Source organism: Gimesia sp., from assembly GCF_040219335.1.
Taxonomy (GTDB): Bacteria; Planctomycetota; Planctomycetia; order Planctomycetales; family Planctomycetaceae; genus Gimesia.
On record NZ_JAVJSQ010000040.1, the window covers coordinates 308,962 to 327,915 of the forward strand.

At 55.2% G+C, this 18,954-nt stretch carries 11 protein-coding genes and 1 tRNA gene; 3 read left to right on the forward strand and 9 right to left on the reverse strand.

What is annotated here, in order from left to right:
• Window positions 1-14: 14 nt before the first annotated feature.
• From RID21_RS29640 to rfbC, 3 genes are read right to left on the reverse strand one after another with little or no spacing between them, the layout of a single operon-like run.
• Window positions 15-683: a histidine phosphatase family protein gene (locus RID21_RS29640; RefSeq protein ID WP_350195302.1), complete on the reverse strand. Its 669-nt coding sequence runs from the start codon at window positions 681-683 to the stop codon at window positions 15-17.
• A 25-nt stretch (window positions 684-708) separates the two neighbouring features.
• Window positions 709-1,752, reverse strand: coding sequence for a 4-hydroxythreonine-4-phosphate dehydrogenase PdxA (gene pdxA, locus RID21_RS29645; RefSeq protein ID WP_350195303.1), 1,044 nt, complete (start codon window positions 1,750-1,752; stop codon window positions 709-711).
• Window positions 1,749-2,297 (reverse strand): dTDP-4-dehydrorhamnose 3,5-epimerase, encoded by a 549-nt coding sequence (rfbC, locus tag RID21_RS29650; protein WP_350195305.1) that lies wholly within the window; start codon window positions 2,295-2,297, stop codon window positions 1,749-1,751. The genes pdxA and rfbC overlap by 4 nt, the downstream gene beginning before the upstream one ends.
• A gap of 355 nt (window positions 2,298-2,652) precedes the next feature.
• Between rfbC and RID21_RS29655 the strand changes: the two genes are divergently transcribed.
• Together RID21_RS29655 and RID21_RS29660 are read left to right on the forward strand one after the other, a co-directional pair.
• Window positions 2,653-3,684: a S1C family serine protease gene (locus RID21_RS29655; RefSeq protein ID WP_350195307.1), complete on the forward strand. Its 1,032-nt coding sequence runs from the start codon at window positions 2,653-2,655 to the stop codon at window positions 3,682-3,684.
• Window positions 3,685-3,758: 74 nt separating this feature from the next.
• Window positions 3,759-4,847, forward strand: coding sequence for a S1C family serine protease (locus RID21_RS29660; protein ID WP_350195309.1), 1,089 nt, complete (start codon window positions 3,759-3,761; stop codon window positions 4,845-4,847).
• 9 nt (window positions 4,848-4,856) lie between these two features.
• Here RID21_RS29660 and RID21_RS29665 read toward each other — a convergent pair whose 3' ends face one another.
• Both RID21_RS29665 and RID21_RS29670 read right to left on the reverse strand, forming a co-directional pair.
• A complete protein-coding gene (locus RID21_RS29665; protein WP_350195311.1) occupies window positions 4,857-5,606 on the reverse strand; it encodes a (5-formylfuran-3-yl)methyl phosphate synthase in 750 nt (249 codons plus the stop codon).
• A 63-nt stretch (window positions 5,607-5,669) separates the two neighbouring features.
• Window positions 5,670-7,262, reverse strand: a complete 1,593-nt coding sequence (locus tag RID21_RS29670; RefSeq protein ID WP_350195313.1) for an N-acyl-D-amino-acid deacylase family protein — start codon at window positions 7,260-7,262, stop codon at window positions 5,670-5,672.
• A 287-nt stretch (window positions 7,263-7,549) separates the two neighbouring features.
• Here RID21_RS29670 and typA point away from each other — a divergent pair, with 287 nt between their 5' ends.
• Window positions 7,550-9,370 carry a translational GTPase TypA gene (gene typA / locus RID21_RS29675; protein ID WP_155366787.1) on the forward strand — a complete coding sequence of 607 codons (1,821 nt, stop codon included), beginning with the start codon at window positions 7,550-7,552 and terminating at the stop codon, window positions 9,368-9,370.
• Between the two features lie 48 nt (window positions 9,371-9,418).
• On the opposite strand, the gene RID21_RS29680 is transcribed toward typA, so the two are convergent.
• The 4 genes from RID21_RS29680 to RID21_RS29695 all read right to left on the reverse strand — a co-directional run bounded on the left by RID21_RS29680 (window position 9,419) and on the right by RID21_RS29695 (window position 18,455).
• Window positions 9,419-15,550 (reverse strand): hypothetical protein, encoded by a 6,132-nt coding sequence (locus RID21_RS29680; RefSeq protein ID WP_350195314.1) that lies wholly within the window; start codon window positions 15,548-15,550, stop codon window positions 9,419-9,421.
• A 166-nt stretch (window positions 15,551-15,716) separates the two neighbouring features.
• The gene (locus RID21_RS29685; RefSeq protein ID WP_350195316.1) at window positions 15,717-16,526 is read right to left on the reverse strand and encodes a hypothetical protein; all 810 of its coding nucleotides are present in this window, start codon (window positions 16,524-16,526) and stop codon (window positions 15,717-15,719) included.
• Window positions 16,527-16,713: 187 nt separating this feature from the next.
• Window positions 16,714-18,186, reverse strand: coding sequence for a trigger factor (gene tig / locus RID21_RS29690; RefSeq protein ID WP_350195318.1), 1,473 nt, complete (start codon window positions 18,184-18,186; stop codon window positions 16,714-16,716).
• Window positions 18,187-18,383: 197 nt separating this feature from the next.
• Window positions 18,384-18,455 (reverse strand) — tRNA-Gly (locus RID21_RS29695).
• Between the last annotated feature and the right edge of the window lie 499 nt (window positions 18,456-18,954).

Consider the following 18,954-nt stretch of genomic DNA (forward strand, 5'->3'; position numbering starts at 1 on the left):
TGTCAGACAGCAACCTAATGGGGGACACCACTCAAGTGGAAGATGGCATTCATCGTCACCACTTTGGTTTCCCCTGCATGATGACGGATGATATTGATGCCGGTATTGTTCTGCTTGATATCCTTGGCTTTTTCGATGGGAAGTCCCAGCAGGCTGGCCAGGTAGACCCGGTTGATTACGTTATGCGCGACCACCGCGATCGTCTCGCCGGTATGGCGTTCCAGCAGTGACCGGAGTGCAGGCTCACATCGATTGAACACATCACCGTAAGATTCCCCGCCTTCGTAACGGTTCCGGTAGGGGTCATCCATGAACGCTTTGTAGGCGGCCGGCGATTCCTGCTCAATGATGTCCCAGGATTTTCCTTCCCACAGACCCACATCGCATTCGTGAATCTCCGCGACTGCCTGCGGAGTCAGATTGAAATGTGCACAGACCGCTTGGGCCGTCTCTTTCGCACGGATCATCGGACTGCTGTAGATATGATTGATCGAACAGTTCTCCGCCAGGAAAGTCGCCAGGGCCTGAGCCTGCTTTTGTCCCGATTCACTCAGACTGGGATTGATGCCGCAACCCTGCAGAATATAGGGACGCTGTTCGTTTGGGGGAGTCGCTCCATGACGAATCAGCAGCAGGTTGGTCGCATCGGGTTCAGGGTGGGGGATAAAGTGTTGCTTTTCCATGTTCAGTCCTGTGTCAGGAAAGGTTTTAATCGGTATGAATCTGTTTCTGGTGTGCGGCCAGTTTGACCGCGGCCCGGACGGCTTCCATGATGCCTCTGGTCTCTGGCTTGATGTTGCTCCAGGCAATGTCAAACGCGGTGCCATGACTGGGGCTGGTCCGGACGATCGGCAATCCCAGCGTAATATTGACTGCCTGATCAAAGCCGAGCAGCTTAAAGGGGATGTGTCCCTGGTCGTGATACATGGCGACGACCGCGTCAAACTCCCCATGCACGGCGCGACGAATTAGTGTATCGGCCGGTAGAGGACCTGTCGCATTCAGACCAGAGGCCCGGGCCCGTTCGACGGCCGGGGCGATGATCCGCGCTTCCTCATCACCAAACAGACCATGTTCTCCCGCATGGGGGTTCAAGGCACAGACGGCAACCCGGGGAGGTTCCGCGCCCATGATCTGCATCAGTTCTGCGATCAGCCGCGTCTTCTCAAAGATCTCGTCGGTTTTCAACAGGCCGGGAACGCTGGCGATGGAAGTATGCAGGGTCGCATGCACGATTCCCAGACCAGCCGGTGGTTGAATCACATCACTGCCCGGTAGATAGAGCATCATTCCAAAGTCGGCTACCTGACACCGGTCAGCCAGGATCTCAGTATGTCCCGGATAATCAATGCCGCCCCGATGCAGTGATTCCTTATTTAAGGGGGCCGTGGTGATCGCATCCACTTTTCCCGCCAGACAGTCATCGATGGCGCTGACCAGGTAGTCGTACGCGCCGCGACCCGCGCGGGCATCGACCTGGCAGGGTGTCGCTTCAGCCACATCCGCGCGTCCACGGTCAATGCAGTAGACTGCTCCCGGCCGGGATGAGAGTTCTTCTGGTAGTTGATCGACGGAAATGACTTCCAGTCCACTCCCGGAATGGCGGGCAGCACGCCGCAGAACTTCCGCATTGCCATAGACGACCGGGCAGCAGAGTGCATTCAGTTCCGGCTGAACACACAGGGCATCCAGTAACTGGGGACCGATGCCAGAGACATCTCCCATTGTCAGAGCGATTTGCGGCTGTTTCATAGCGATTCGAAAACTTCACATTCTTTCAGCGGCAGCCCTCGACGGTCTTTCTCCGAGAGCAGTGGCTCGCCTGAGAGCGGCCAGTCAATTCCCAGTTCGGGATCGTTCCAGAGCAACGTCCGGTCGTGTTCGGGATAATAATAATCGCCACACTTATACACAAAATCAACCTGGGGGCTGATGACATAAAAACCGTGGGCAAAACCCGGGGGCACATAGAGTTGCTTGTGATTCTCACCCGTCAGGCGGATGGAGTAGGACTGGCCGAACGTAGGGGAATTCTTCCGCAGGTCGACACAGACGTCCAGAATTTCCCCTTCCATGACATGCACCAGTTTGGCCTGGGGGTGCTGAATCTGGTAATGCAGTCCCCTGAGAATGCCGGCAGTGGAGCGGGATGCATTATCCTGTACAAAAGAAGCATCGACGCCAGCCTCCTTGTACCGCTCCTGCTGGTACGTTTCTTTGAAAAAACCACGTTCGTCAGAAAAGACCCGGGGGGTGATCACCAGTAACCCGGGAAAACCGGTCTGTTCTACTTCCATGAGGTGTGACTTCTCTCTCTGAGTGAAAAAGGCGTATCTGTACCGCTTCTTGCGGGGAACAATCATACGGATCATAGCGATTTCAAGACCATTTCATAAGGATTGAGAAAGTCCAGTTATGGATTTCTCAAAATCTTTCTTAACCCCTAAACACGACACAAGTCACCTTTTTTAAGGAATTTAGAAAAACGCCCATCCATGCGGAATTTCCTGTTTTTTCTTGAAAATGCTCATGTACATCGCGTATTCTATATGCAGTATTTCTTTCCTGAGAAATACATCCCGCAAAGTTTCCTGCTGACGAGGTATGAGTTTGAGCCCCTTGATCTTCTTCAGAGCCACAACCGGTGATTTGGTGCAACGCACTCTCGTCAGTGCAATGGCCCTTTTCCTGCTTTCTCTGGCGCCCGCCAACGCTCAGGAAGTCGAGGTACGTAAACCCGTTGTTACCCCTGTCGCCCCAGCGAAACTTTCCGAAGTCTTTTTCAAGACGGTCCCCGATTCTCTGGAAGATCTCCAGGAGATCGAACGGCAGGTCACTTCCCTGACAGAAAAAGCGATTCACAGTACGGTCTCTGTACGGGTCGGCGATGCTCAGGGGAGTGGGGTAATCATTGATAACAAAGCCGGCTACATCCTCACAGCCGCGCATGTCATCGGACTCGCTCAGAAAGATGCCACCATCATCCTCCACGATGGCCGCACGTTGAAAGGCCGCACCATGGGCCTGAACCGCGGTCTCGATGCAGGACTGGTGAAACTGATTGAAGATGCCGAAGTCGATATCAGCAAACTCACGGCCGCGAAGATGGGAGACATCTCCCAGATCAAAACCGGTGAGTGGGTGATGGCCACCGGACACCCGAACGGTTATCAGGCAGGGCGTCCCCCTGTCGTACGACTGGGACGGATCGTGACTCGGAAAAAACATCTGCTCCAGACCGATTGCACGCTGATCGGTGGAGACTCAGGTGGCCCGTTATTTAATATGCAGGGCGAGGTGGTCGGCATTCACAGCCGCATCGGTCCCTCTACCAGCTGGAATTTTCATATCCCCGTCTCCGCATTTCAGGACGACTGGGAAAAACTCGTTTCCGGCGATATGTGGGGGGCCAAGCCTCTCGGCCAGAATGCCGTCCTCGGCGTTAATGGTGAAACGACAGATCAAGGATGTAAAGTGACCGGCGTCACCCGCGGATTTCCCGCAGAAATCGCCGGCCTGAAAGAGAACGACATTATATACCAGCTGAACGATGAAAAGATTACCGGCATCGAACAGCTGGCGGAAGTCGTTCAACAATACAAACCGGGGCAGACGGTGCAGGTCCAACTGACGCGTGACGGCAAAAGCATGTCGTTTGAAGTTCAACTCGCCGCCCGGGATTAATACAAACTTGATCGCGATCCGGATGACTGCTTCGTAGTTCGGATCTGATAATAAAGTGATGTGAGGAGAAGCTCTTGAACCAGGATCATAAAAACCGCATTCCGCAGACAGTCCGGCTGTTCGCACTGGCTTTGATCATCACCACCTCCGCAGGGTGGCTGACCGGCAGTGCCTCCGCTTACGATCAACTGCAGCCAAGCCAGCTGACCAGCGGTTCTCAGATGCGTCGCGCGTTCCGGTCGGTCGTTTCGACTCCCCGTTCCTGGACGGTCCGCGTCCGTGTGAATGGCAAAGAAGCCTCACTGGGAGCCATCGTGGAATCTGATGGCTGGATCCTGACGAAAGCCAGTCAGCTGGAAGGAAAAGTAACCTGCGAGCTCACTACTGCCGAACGCTACGAAGCAGAAATCATCGGCGTCGACGGAAAGCTCGATCTGGCCCTGCTCAAAATTGATGCCCGGAACCTGCCCACTGTTCAATGGCAGGCTATTACAGATCCCAAGGTCGGCCAGTGGCTCGTCACTCCCGGGCTGAGCATGTCTCCCGTGAGTGTAGGCGTACTCAGCGTGACACGACGCGATATCAAACCCGCCCCGGGAGTCCTGGGCGTGCAGATTGATGATGCCAACGGAGGCGCCCTGGTCAAACATGTGATGCGCGAAAGTGGTGCTGAAGAAGCGGGCCTGAAACCAGGCGACGTGATTCTGAATGTGGCCGGCGAAAACATTGACAGTGCCAGTTCACTCTCGCGGTTCATCCGGAAATTTCTCCCCGGCGATCGTGTCCAGGTCCGGTTGCTCAGAGACGAAGAAGAAATCAACGCGGTCGTGGTCCTCACCGATCCCCAGATGCTGATCTACGATCGCCTGCGGGAAATGCAGAAGAAAATGGGAGGCGCCTTGAGTCGCCGTAAAACCGGTTTCTCTGAAGTCCTGCAGCACGATACCGTACTTCGCCCCGAAGACTGTGGCGGCGTTATCGTCGACCTGCAGGGCAAAGCCATTGGCTTGAACATCGCCCGGGCTGGCAGAACCAAATCCTTCGCGATTCCCGCCGATCAGGTGATCCCCATGATTCAGAAGCTCAAGCTCAAAGAGTATGCTCCTTACAATCCCCAGAAGGATCCCAGGGAGCAGACTGTGGCTGCCGGCAGCGCTTCCTGAGACTACCGCTCATCCCGAAGGATAGTAGTGGAACTGTTCTTGCAACTGCATTCTGAAGTCACGCACTGCGGACGACTCGATCGAACTGGTGCGTCGATTTCCCGTACAGGCTGCCCCCCGAATACCAACGATATCCGGTTGCAGGGGGGAAAGTGTCTCCAGGTCACCCGGGCGAATGGAACCTGCCAGCGCGACCTTCAATCCGTGTCGATGCGCCCGCTGAATGAGCTCGTCCAGCAGCTCCAGCGAGAGCAGGTCCGTTAACCCGAGGCCCTGCTTGTGGAAAGTGTCAATCAGCAGACCAGCGCATCGGCTCTCAATCGCAGCTGACAGGACTTCGAGGGGAGGGGCCGCCGAAGCCTGTTCCCAGTCTGCATAGGCAACTGCGATCCAGTCGAACTGCCGTTGATGTTCGGTTTCGATCCGCTCGGTCACCTCCCGCCAGCAGGATTTCCAGTCGGGAATCGTCCGAGTTTCGGAGAGTCCCAGCTTCAAGTACTTCATGGCCGAGGGGATGCGAGGCATAGTGGGGCGCTCACACCACTCAACCAGTTCGCCCAGTGCCATACTGAGGGGCTGAGTGATGCTGTGGCGTTCGCAGTAGACAGTGATCGCCTGCAGGGATTCAGAATCGACCATGCCAAGTGCGCCGTTCTCCGGCTCTTTGAAGTCGAGCAGGTCACAACCCCCGGCCAGCGCAGCGGCGATTTCTTCACAATTACGCACGCTGACCAGTAACTCGACGCGGCGGGGATTCAACTAAGGACCTTCCTGGATTGAGACAGACCATCAGGCGGCCTGCTTTGGATGTTTCTGATGCGATTACTTTTCTGGTTGCGGACGGCGGAGTGCTTTCCCCCCCAGGCTGCCTGTGGGAAAGCCACCGTTGATGGCAGGTGTCCCATTCACAAACAGGTAACGGATTCCCTCGGAATACTGATGCGGATTATCAAACGTCGCCTGATCGATCAGCTTCGCGGGATCGAAGACTACAATATCCGCATAAGCGCCTTCCTTCAAATAGCCCCGGTCCGTTAAGCCCAGGATGTCAGCCGGCAGGCCACTGGCACTGCGAACTGCCTTTTCCAGCGGGATTACTTTTTCCTGCAGCGAATAATAGCCGATTTTCCGGGGAAAGGTGCCGTAGTTACGGGGATGCGGACGATCTGAACCGGGCAGATAGGCACGTCCGTCCGACGCGGTCGCAACCCAGTCAATTTTCATGATCTGCCGCACGTCCTCTTCATTCATGCTGAAGTTAACGACTGACGCCCCCCCGTGCCGGGTGATCTCGAGCACGATCTCCAGGATACTTTTCTGCTCCTGATCCGCAATCTGCTGCAGGTTCTTGCCCACCCAGTCGGGGCGATCCGCGTAGCGGGCTATCCGAACCGCACTTCCGCCTTCCCGTTTTTCAATGTTCTTCTCGATCTGTTTAATGATCTTCTCTGAGGTCTCCGGTGCTTCCAGGCGGGCCACCAGTTCCTTGTTGCCTCCCGCCCGGGCCCAGGCTGGAATCAGCGTGGCGCCCAGGGATGTGCTGGACGCGATATACGGATACTGGTCGGCAGTCACCGTCTGACCCTGCTGGCGGGCTTCGTCGATCATCGCTGCGGCGCGCAGAACCAGCCCCCAGGCGTCCCGACCACTCGATTTGAAGTGAGAAATATGTACAGGCAGCCTGGCCTGCTGCCCAATCTTTAAAGCCTCATTGACGGCTGCCAGCAGCTCCGTGCTTTCATTCCGAATGTGGCTCGCGTAGATGCCATTATACTCGGCGACGATCTTGGCCAGCGTAATCAGCTCATCCGTATCTGCATACGAGCTCGGTACATAGATCAAACCAGTCGACATCCCCCAGGCACCGTCCAGCATCGCCCGGCGGGCCAGCTCCTGCATCTTCTTCAGTTCTTCTTCCGTCGGTTCCCGCTGACCGGAGCCCATTACGTGGTCTCGCAGAGAACCCTGCGGAATCAGGTGCATCACATTCGTCCCGCTACCCGCGGCGTCAATCTGCCGATAATATTCTCCTGTATCAACCGGGCCACTACCGCAGTTTCCCGTGACCACGGTGGTGCATCCCTGGGTGATAAAGTTCATATTCGCCCGGGTCAGGGGGGAAACAATCTGCCGATCGCTGTGATTATGCAGGTCAATGAATCCCGGGGCGATGATCAGTCCCTTGCAGGAAATGACCTGATCGGCGGATGCCTTGATTTCAGGGGCAATTTTGACGATCCGGTCATCCTTGATCGCCAGATCTCCTGTAAAACCCGCTTTTCCTGTTCCATCGATGATCGTGCCCCCTTTGAGCAGCAGGTCGTATGAGGCTGGTTCCTGGGCGGTGAGTGTTCTGAAGGGCATCAGAGCCAGTAACAACAGGCTCAGGATGACTTGCAGACGGAGCAGTTTCATGCGTGGAACTCCCTGAATTGAATTGGGTTTACGGTACGAGCTCGCAAATTATGAAGATTTGACGTACTCATGATCAAAGTATCGCTAAAACCGCTTCGAACTACCAGTAAGAATGACGGTTTCTGGGCTTTGCGTTACTAATCTATTGCTGATATATTTTGCCCCTTATTATAGTAGCCTGACGCGCTGCGAGGCGGCTATCTGGTGAGACCCTCTGTTCCCCGTGAGGAACGTCCGAATATCAAGAAGGTTTCCCGATTGAAACATTTTGGGAAGATTGAAGAGTCATGAAACGAGAAGATGTGCGGAACATTGCTATCATTGCGCACGTGGACCATGGGAAGACCACACTGGTCGACGCCCTGCTACACCAGAGCGGCCAGTTCCGGGATTCCCAGCTGAAAGGTGACTGTATTCTGGATTCGAACGATCTGGAACGCGAACGGGGAATCACCATCCTGGCCAAGAACATTGCCCTGATGTACAAGGGCGTGAAAATCAACATCATCGATACCCCGGGCCACGCCGACTTCGGCGGCGAAGTCGAGCGCGTGCTCCGCATGGCCGATGGTGTGCTGATTCTGGTGGATGCCTTTGAAGGCCCCCGTCCCCAGACCCGCTTCGTATTGAAAAAGGCCCTCGAGTGTCATCTGAAGCCTCTCGTGGTGATCAACAAGATCGACCGCCCCGACTGCCGCCCCGATCACGTGCTGAGCGAAATGTTCGACCTTTTCGTCGATCTGGATGCAGACGACGAAACGCTCGATTTCCCTTATATCTATGCCAGTGCCCGTGAAGGCTTCGCCACACACGATCTGGACAACTTCGGCGACAGCATCCACCCGCTGCTGGACATGGTGCTCGAGAAAGTACCCGCTCCGGAAGTCGAATTCGACGCCCCGCTGAAGATGATGGTCACGACCCTCGAATGGTCCGAATACGTGGGCCGCGTAGCCACCGGTCGTATCAGCACCGGTAAAGTCCGTCGCGGTGAAAAGGTCACCCTGATCAAGGCCGGCGGAAAGCATATCAATTGTACCATCGATTCGGTCGAACTGTTCAATAACCTGGGACGGGCTCCCGTTGAAGAAGCCACCGCCGGCGATATCGTCGCTTTAGTTGGTCTGGACAATCCTGAAATCGGCGACACCGTTGCCTGTGCACTGAAACCTGAAGCCCTGGAACGTATCGACGTTGATGAGCCGACACTCTCGATGTTGTTTACCATCAACAGTTCTCCGCTGGCAGGGCAGGATGGCAAATACGTCACCAGCCGTAACCTGCGGGAACGTCTGATGCGTGAACTCGAATCGAACGTGGCTCTGCGAGTCACCGAACGGGAAGACAAAGACTCGTTCTCCGTTTCCGGTCGTGGCGTGCTGCACCTCTCCGTACTCATCGAACAGATGCGTCGCGAAGGTTATGAGCTTTCCGTCGGTAAGCCTGAAGTGATCCGCAAGAAGATCGACGATAAATGGCATGAACCGTTTGAAGAACTCGTTGTCGACGTCCCTGCGGATTCGGTCGGTTCCGTGATGGAACTGGTCTGTGCACGTCGAGGACAGATTATCGACATGACGGCTGGCGAAACCGGAATGTCGCACCTCAAGTTTTCGATTCCCGCCCGCGGGCTGATCGGTCTGCGAACCCGTCTGCTCAACGCGACCAAAGGGGAAGCGATCATCAACCACCGCTTCGAAGGCTACAAGCCCAGCGAAGGGGAAGTTCCCCGGCGTGCGAATGGCGTGATGGTCTCCCAGGCCAAAGGGCAGGCCGTGGGCTATGCTCTCTGGAAACTGCAGGAACGGGCTGAATTCTTTGTCTCTCCCGGAGATGATGTCTACGAAGGGATGATCATCGGCGAAAACGCCCGTGAAAATGACCTAGTCGTCAATCCGATCCGTGGTAAAAAACTGACGAACGTGCGTGCTTCCGGTTCCGATGAAAACGTCGCCCTCAAGCCGGCACGAGATATGAGTCTCGAAGCTGCTTTGGAGTACATCGAACAGGACGAGTATGTGGAGATCACTCCCAAGCTGATCCGTCTCCGCAAGATCTACCTCACGGAAAACGAGCGGAAACGCCAGCACCGCAGTACGAATGCTTAATTCAGCAGAACGTACTCCATGATTTTGACTTTCCAACCTGGGGCCGGCTTACCGGTCCCAGGTTTTTAATTTACCCACCAGATCCAGCATCTCATTGCGCCGCTTTTCGAACAGCCCGAACAGGGCCAGGATGCAGATCCCCAGGCCAATTCCAAACGCCCACCAGGGCCACACGTGTCCCAGTGACTGCGACGCGTGCCAGATCATGCTCACAATCGAAAGCACCAGGAACGAGGTGCCGACATACAGGAAGGCCCGTACTCGCAGCAGCATCCCGGCGAAGATCCCCACGACTGACAGGCCACATAGAATCATCGGTAGCGCAATACTTTCCGCCACTCCGGTGATGAACATGTCCCCGGTCGAACTGACATAAATGGCAATCGTAGAAAAGTACCGGATCGAAGTCAGCTGGGAATCGCTCAGTTTTTCACGATTCAGATGTGTCGCGACCAGTACCGACAATGCCGGCGGAATCAGCCAGAGCTGAGGATGCTGCGTCAGTAACTGTCCCTGTTCCACCCAGAAAGCCCACAAGGCACCGTTACCCGCCAGAGCAGCCAGCGTGGTATAGACGAACGACTTTCTCCAGAGGCTCATCACCACGTAGACCAGGCTGATCAACAGCAGCACCAGGGAATATTCGCCAACCACCGGAGAGGTCTGAGTCGAAGCACCATGCAGCCAGAAGCTCAGTGCAGGCAACAGCGGGAGGAAGACACCCGTCCGCTGGAGCGGTTCAGACAACACCTGCAGCCCGATGCGGTCGAAGTACTCACCGACCCCCGCACCGGCAAAGGCAATCGCGATGACGATATAAGGCCAGTAAGGCAGCAGGTAGCCGCGGAACAGTTCCGGCACGGTCAGATAAATATGCAGGAACAGCAGGGCCAGTACGATTTCAGACGCATAGACATACAGCATTCTGCGTTTCAACGGAAGCTGGAACGGATCATATTTGGGAATGGCAGCCATCACGATCAGGGCCGCGGAGAGCAGCACCAGCGCCGCTGAAACAACGCCAATTCTCGCTGGATTCAATTGCAGCCGGACCCCGGTCAGTTGCAGTCCGATCTCCGAAGCCAGGATTGATAACAGCGCGACGCCAGCAGCGGTCAGGAAGGTCCGCGCGCTTTTGCGAATCGCTTCCGTCCAGTCCGAGGTGAGGCGCGACCATTTCGCAAGCACAATTGTGGTCAGCAGGCTTAGAACGGAGACCGCCTCCAGCAGACGAATCAGATGGTCGAGCCAGTAAAAGTTCCCTGTGACGGGTAACAGGGCCCAGCTGAAATAGATGGATGCGGCGCCCAGTGCCAAAAGTGCCCGGTGTTTGAACCGTTCGGAAAGTTCACTCAAATCACCCAGTGACAGCAACGCCGGAACCGTGAGGCAGGTCCCCACCACCGACCACCAGCGGAGCGTCTGATCTTCAAATCGCAATACGCTGTGCAGCAATGCCAGGATTGTCGAGAGTGTCATCACGGAAACCGCTTGCGGGACCCAGCTGCGTGCCTGCTCCCAGATGCGGTCCGCGTTGGCAATCGCCAGGCGGTTACCAGCCTGGCCCAGCTGTGAACGCAGTCTCCACAGAATCCCGATCAGACAGGCATAGACAGACAACGCGATGCCCGACCGCTGTACCAGGATCTGCAGTTCTGTCTCATTACTCAGGAAGGTGCCGATTGCACATAATCCCATCATAAACAGTGGCGCCAGCCCATATCGGCTGTTCCGGTCCCAGAGCAGCGTTGTCAGCAGCACGGTCACCGCTGCCAGGGCAATCCACCCCTGACTGTCACGAATGACGGGAAGTCCTTCCACTGTCAGCATTGTCCGGGAAACGGTGATTGTCAGCGTGTAGAGCAGGACGACTGCGGACAGAGCCCCCGTTACGATGTGCTGCAACCTGAATTCAGACAGTCCGAGCTCTTCGTCAGTCGAGACACGCTGCCGATAGACGTCCACCGCCAGCCAGCAGGCAGCGATACCTGACGCGACTGTGATCAGCCACTTCAAGAGGTCCATTTGATTTTGAGTTGTCACAATCACATTCATGTCGGTCCAGAACGCTGTGAAGCCCAGCACGGTGCCGACCAATGCCGTTGCCAGTGAAGCCCAGGCCATGATCTGTTTTCGCAGACAGAGTCCCAGCGTGAAATACAGGCCCGTCCCTGTCGCCGCGATCGTCAGCCCCGGCCAGGGGCGATACAGGTCAGACCAGCCCCCCCGCAGTCCGAACAGCAGTAACAGACCAAAGAGCAACTGAGACCAGTAGAGATGTCGTTGTGTGTCAGCCTGTAGTTCGATATCGCTGGCGGAGCGACGCCAGGTTTGCACAAAGCGGAACGCGTGGAAGGCAATCACCAGAAGCAGCCCCCCTTCGAGCAGCAGGTTGACCTGCCAGGCGTTCCAGTCCGTATGGTGCCAGCCCAGGACCGCTGCCAGTCCAATCAGTGACAGACTGAGGAAGCTCAGACCATTGACCTGCATACTGCTGGAGTACCTGCGGGCAAAATACTGAATGCAGATCGCAGAGACTCCGACCGCAGGCAGAGTCACCCACGGGGCTTGTGAGAAACGTGGCCCCCATGAGCCAGCGGGATCGAACAGGTTGAACAGGAAGGGGAGCAGGTAGGGAGAGACGATCAGGCTGAGCATCGTCGCCAGATGAATCCGTAATGGTGGCCACTCGGAAGACATGAGCAGCTGGTATTTCTGGAACTCGGGATGAATCCAGCGTTCGCACGCCAGCCAGAAGATCCCGAAACCGGCAGCCGCGAGTCCCAGCCAGGTAAGAGTCTGCAGAAACTCGGCGGTATCATATTGATCGAGGGGTGTCGAAAACATCAGAATGGTTCCCGCCAGCGTTGTCACCAGCAGAAGATGGGATGCGAGTAGCATCCAGCCGTTGGAGCGGAACAGCACTGCATAACAGATGATCGTTCCCAGCAGTATCAGCAGCGGCAGACCAAATTGTGTGAAAGCGAGTAACCGGTCTGCAACATCAAGAGTTGCGACCTGTCCCAGCCCCGTTCCCAGTACCTGGCACATTGTCAGGAACAGGACAGGCAGACTGATGCCCAGTATGCTTAAGTCACGCCACGACGGTTTGTCTTCCAGCAGACGCGAAAGGTATCGCAAGCGGACCTGCTGCGACTGGAAAGTCTGCAGCACCGATTCTGCTTTCCAGACTACTACAAATATAACCACGGCATACAGGCTCAGGCACCAGCGGAGAGCCCCCGCCACATGCTGAGTCTGGTTGAAATACCCGGCGAGCAAAAAGGGAACCAGGTAGCTGATTAACAGCATGCCCAGCGAAGCGAGTTTCTGCAGGCGACTGTTAAGGAAGGGCAGACATCCCAGCATCAACAGGCCCAGGCAGAGCCAGCTCCAGATACTGAAGGCTTCTGGTGCCAGTTGCAAAGGAAAGCCGACCGAGAATTCTTTCAATGCGGAATTGAAAATAACAAACAGGGAAAACAGTACAACCAGCGTGCAGGAGAGGGCACCTTGTGTCCAGAGGCTGTGTTCCCGGGCCCGCGTAATGGTAATGGCCGTCAGTCCCATCAGGTAGACGAACAGCCCGAACATTGCGGGAGCCAGAAAATTCCAGACCGCACTCATCCGGTAGGCCTGGTTGAACTCGGCTCCGACCAGGGGTAACAGTGCAAATGCAAATACGAGGCCTGTAGAAAGGATGGCACCGCCCAATAGAATCGGTTGCAGATTCAGACGGCTGTCGCGGGCCAGCGCTCCCAGCATGTTGCGCGAAAATTTATGGGAACAGATCAGGGAGTTTAGTCCATTCCAGAGGGCAATCGCCAGGATATGGAACAGCCAGTATCGGGGAGAATGGTAACCATTACCCGTCCAGAGATCAAAACGCTGACCGACCGCAGTCGCGGTGTAGAGTGTGCCGGCTGTCCCCGCGAACTGGGCACACAGAAACCAGATGTCGGAGCGGAGGATCAACGCAATGCCCAGCCAGATCAACATCAGCCAGAACGAGTAAAACGCATGCATGTGGGCCGGCATGATCTGCAGCAGGGCATAAGGGATCATGAGGACCGACGTGATCATGGAACCAGCGGTGAGAGGGCCGGTAAACGAATTTCCCTCAGCGGGCAGCAGCGACCAGCTGTTCTGTAACTTTTGTCGAGTTTGTGTCCAGAATTGCAGGGCTAGTAAAAACAGCAGGCTGGTCGAAGCGTGGATCAAACAGCCCCAGGCGAAGGGACCATCGGGACGCAGATGCATGCTCTGCAGCAACTCGCGGATGGGGCCGTTGAGGCAGAGTGCGTGTTGCAGTGTCAGGAACCAGAGAAATGATCCGATGCTGGAAAGCACCTGACGACGAACGTGCCAGTTCGCTGTCAGGAACAGAACGGAGTTCAACAGTAAAGCCACCGTAGTCCACATGACATCCGTGCGGCTATAAAAGCCCGCGTAGACCGCGATCAGGCTGGAGCCGCAGGCCAGCCCAACAGCGGCATACAGGTAGTATTCCGCTGCCTCCCGGTGCGATTTGTTCTTGAGGAGCATCGCTCCGGTTCCCGCTCCGATCGCCAATGCCAGTAATACGATGGCAGAACGGCCCAGCAGCATCGCTTCCATGAGCATTCGCTGTGTGACGCCTTCCAGAGGCAGAGTGCCGCCCAGAACGTGAAATCCGAGCAGGACTGAAATCATTAGCGATGCCAGTGCCGGTAAATGGCATAAAGGAAAACGTCCTCGAAAGGCGAGCAGTGTCAGGCTAATGGCGTTGACGATTCCCAGGGCGATCAGAATATCGACGCGCGGCCAGGCGATCGCGAAGTTGACCAGCAGCATGATGGCAGCAAAGATCGCGAGGGACGAACCCGTCAGGGACCAGTGCGGCGATTCGTCTTTCCCTTTCCGATGATGGAGCAGCAGACCAAATCCGACCAGCAGGCTTTCCATCAGGCTGAACAGCGGCGTCAGTCGGGCAAAGTTTTCCAGGCGTTCGGGGGCATTCCAGATCATCAGCCAGCAGGGAGCCAGCACGGAAAAAACCGCCAGCCCGAGCAGCGTTACTAGTTCCCGGGCACGAGAATCGGGAAAGTCGTCCCAGTGAAAGGCATTTCGTAAGACACTGCCCATGCCAATCACAAAACAGGCGACCGGCAGCAGCGCCAGCAGATTAATTTGCATTAACGTGTTTGCCTGGTCCCCCAGCCGGGAGATCAGGATTTGCCCGGCTGAGGTACCCAGGACGATCGCCAGTAAAGGCCAGCGTCCGAAACTGAGCAGGATGCGGCTGGAGGAATGGACCATCCACCCGAATGCGGCAAAGCCGACACCGAGTGCGAGTATGAAGAGGGGGTCGGCCACAGGCCTGTGATCGGACAGGCGGATGGCCGCCAGGAAGTTGAGAGGCACCAGTAGCACCGTAATCAGTAACAGGCCGCGACTGGTGGCTTCCAGTTTCCAGCGTTTGAAAGTGTAAAGCCCCGCTCCATGGATGGCGGCGGTGGCCAGCAGGAAGAGCAGGGCAGGCAGATAGGGGATCTGATTTTTCAATGTCGACCAGAGACTGACCACCAGGCCAATGGCACTGCCGACAATCAGCAGACCGCTGACCAGTTCCCCCCAGCGAATGTTTTTCTCTTCCATGAAGGCCTGCAGAAGTGAACCCAGCGGACGTTTCTGCTCTTCGACGGGCATCGCAGGACGTGGGGTAGTGCGTGCTGGAGAGACAGGCTGAATCTGTTCGGTCCTGGTCTCTGGTTCAAAGGCACTCTCGTCCAGAAAATCGGAGATTTCGAGAACCGGTTCTTTTTCAGGCGTCGTTTGCGGGACTGGTTTCTGCGTCGATGGTTTGGGTTCAGGCTTGGGCTCGGGTTTCGGTTGTATGACTTCAGGAGGAGCGGGCGCCGGTTGCTTGGCTGCTGTATATTTGAAGAGGCGGACGAAATCATCTTCCGGGATGACGCCCTGATGATAGAGTCGGCGAAGGTAGCGTTCGGCTGACTGACGCTCCTGCTCGCGAGTTCTCTCTGTTGTCTTTCGTTCTTCGTCAAGTTGATGCGCGGAATGGACGTCGTTTGGGGCCGCTTCCGGCGAGAACAGTTTGACGAGAAAGTGACCAATCACCCAGATTCCGTGGATGAAGGAAGCGAAGAGTGTCAAAAGAATCAATACCAGCACGAATTCCATGGGGTGGGTCCCTGTTGCAGCGGAAGATCAAACATCCAGCCTTACCTCGGCTTCTTTACGGGCGGATTCTCTTGAGCGATATCACTCCTCAATTTGGAATTTTCATTCAAAAATTAAGATGTCATTTCTTAACTCTAATCCAGAAAATGGATTAGGGCAATGATATTTAATAAACGGAGATGCGGGTGCCATCGGCGAACATCCGGGTCGGCTGACTGCTCCGGATCTCTTTGCCCCAGCGACGCCTGACTGCGGGAGGCAGATAAGTGAAGGCATACCAGCCATCCAGCAGGCGATTGCGGACTGTCTGTTGTTCCAGATTCTCCAGTTCCCAACTGGTCAGAATTGTTTTCCATAACCGGGCCCGTTGCGAGACACGGTAGTGGATGGGATCAAAGCCATACCACTCAGGCTGGGGAGCAACAATCCGGATACGGGGATCTCCAGCCAGTTCGGTGAGTCGCTGATTCAACTGGCCGACTTTCTGAATCAGATCGGGAAGTGAAGCCGGATTTTTCGGGAAGAACAGCCGGCGTGTCATCTCGAAACGCAGATTTGAGAGTTTTGCGAGTGTGAACTCGGGCAGCAGCGTGATCGTCACCCGGGCATCGATCGCCTGTAATTGATCCAGGCAAAGCCTGACCCAGCTGAAGATGGCATCAACCGATTGACCATAAATCAGATCATTGCCGATATCAGTCAACAGCGCGAGGGGTTGTTCCGAAATTCGATCCGATGTGGGTAATGCCTGCCACAAATCACAGCGGGAGATGCCGGGCAGGGCACGGTGCAGGAGACGACTCCAGGTTCCGTATGAGCGTCCATGCCCGAGGGCGGTATAGATGTCGCAGGGCATCCCTATGCTCGGCTGCAGGAGACGCAGAATCAAAGGAAAGTCTCTGGTAAGGTTACTTGCTCCCAGCAGGATCACCGGACGTCCAGCGGTCTGTGTATCTGGAGCAGTGAAGTCAGGCATGGATGTGATTATCCCGGATGTCGTGATGTATGTGAATGGAATCTTTCTATTTTAGCGAGATCAGGTATTTCAGAAAGAGAAATTTACACTCGCACAGATTCATAAGCAGAGGAATGCTCGCGCATAAAAAAAAGGCACCATCGATTTGACGGTGCCTTGATTCTATTCTGAATGAGCAGCGGGGCGATTATTCTTCGCCTTCTTCTTCTGCCGCTTCTTCCTCTTCAGCTTCCGCAGCGGAGCCGGCGAAGCTGGAGCAGACCGAGCGAGCGATAGCAGAGACTTTGTTTTCCTCTGGCTTCTTCATCTCGGTTTCTTTGTATTCAGCTTTTTCCAGGATGACGTCAACCGCTTTACGCTCACGCAGCTGAGCTTCCAGGTTTTCAATCATACCGGATTTGACCATACGAGCCCGAACGCGACGGGGGCTTTCACCCTGCTGCATCGCCATGTAGTAGATTTCCATGTCGATTTCAGAAGGATCGACCATCAGGTTTTCGGTCGTGGCAATCTTGTCCAGCACGAAGTGCTCTTTGAGTGCCTGACGTGTGCTGGAAATCGCCTGCTGACGCAGTTCGTTTTCGCGAGCCTGGATATCCTGACGGGAGAAGCCGGCCTGCTGCATTTCGAGGATTTCCCGACGCAGTGCGTTTTCAACCTGCTTGGAAACCAGTGTTTCCGGCAGATCCCAGTCGGCAGACTCGGTGATCTTTTCCAGAACCTGGGTACGGGTAGACTGACGCTGCTCGTAAGTCACCTGACGTTCCAGGATGTTTTTGATTTCTTCGCGGAGTTCTTCTTCCGATTCGGCACCGATCCGTTCCAGCAGCTCTTCGTTGATTTCCGGAGGCTGGATGAACTTGACGGTCTTCACGGTGAAAGTCGCTTTGACCTTTTCGCCACGCATTTCGATCTGATCGGCTTCTGCAGAAACTTCGAGTTCGGTTTCGCGAGTGTCGCCGGCTTTGACGTCAGCCATGACTTCGCCGAAGTCTTTGATTTCGGCATCACGTAGACGCAGGATCGGACGGAGCGGAACAACCAGTTCGGCGATTTCGCTGAGTGGCTTGCCGTCGTGTTCGAACTTGATTGACAGTTCGAGGTAATCTTCTTTTTCTGCAGCACCTTTCCGTTCTTCCATTTCGCCGTACTGGCCGAGGAAGCGGTTCAGGTATTCTTCGATGTCTTTGTCGCCGATTTCGCGGACAGGACGTTCCAGCGACAGCCCCTTGTATTCGGGCAGTTTGAAGTCAGGACGAACTTCGACTTCAAATTCGAAGGTGAATTCGCCGTCTTCTGGAATTTCCAGGCTTTCGACATCAATGGTTGGCTCGTTGATCGGATCCAGATCGTTGTCTTCTGCGATCAGTTCCAGGCTTTCCATCAGGACCCGCTGTTTGACCTGATCGTTGAGTTCCTGGCGGAAACGTTTTTCGATCAGCTTCTTGGGAACGTGGCCGACGCGGAAACCGGGAACTGTTGCCTGATCACCCAGTTCAGAGACAGACTCAGAGTAGAAGTGCTCGATGTCAGAACGGGGGACTGATACAGTCACATGTTTTTTACAGGGACCCACCTCTTTAATATCGGCGGTCGCAGACATTTTATACTCGCCTTCGGTGGAGACGGTTTCTTCTGTCGTTGCGAGATCGTCAGACACGGTCCAATCCTTTTCTTTTACGTTGTGTGGAAAACAGCAATGGGGGATTTACCAAATCACTGCACTCAATCTGAGGGTGGCAGTTGCACACTGCGGAGCTGATTCTGATAGCGATACTACTTAAAGTATGAAAAGCCCCACATTCAAGAAGATGGGGGCTCTGATTCAATCCCTGAGATTTTGCATGCGAAAAAAAGAGCGGGTGAAGGGATTTGAACCCTCGACAGCCACGTTGGCAACGTGGTGCTCTACCACTGAGCTACACCCGCGAGCTGGCATGTATTGGACTGAGAGTGAAGATCACTTTCAGAAGCAACACGTGCTTGCTGTGTGTGAAGATTATGTAATCTTATCCGCTGAGGTCAAGGGTACGACAAGAAGTAAATCATGGATATCAGAGACTTTTTTCATTTTTTCTCTTCGGATCCTCTCTGAGCCTGCTGTTTACGGCTGACTCTGCGGATTGATGGGATTTTACGGACACTCTCATAATCAAGGTGGACTGTTTTTCGTCCCTGTTGCCGATTCGCCACGTGTTGCTTTGAAACAACATCGCGCTAACTGACCTGATAGCAGCGGGTTAAGGCTTCTCTGCTGTGAACCCCTCAGATCGTGTTGATTTTTCACCACAGCCCGCTCAGACCGCGTGCCGCGTGCCGTGAGAATTCTTTCAACGGGCGGACTATTTTTATCTCCTTATATTTCAATGAGTTGTGATCACTGCTGTGAACGGTTTGTAAAAACTTTTTTACGCTCCGGCACGTTTGG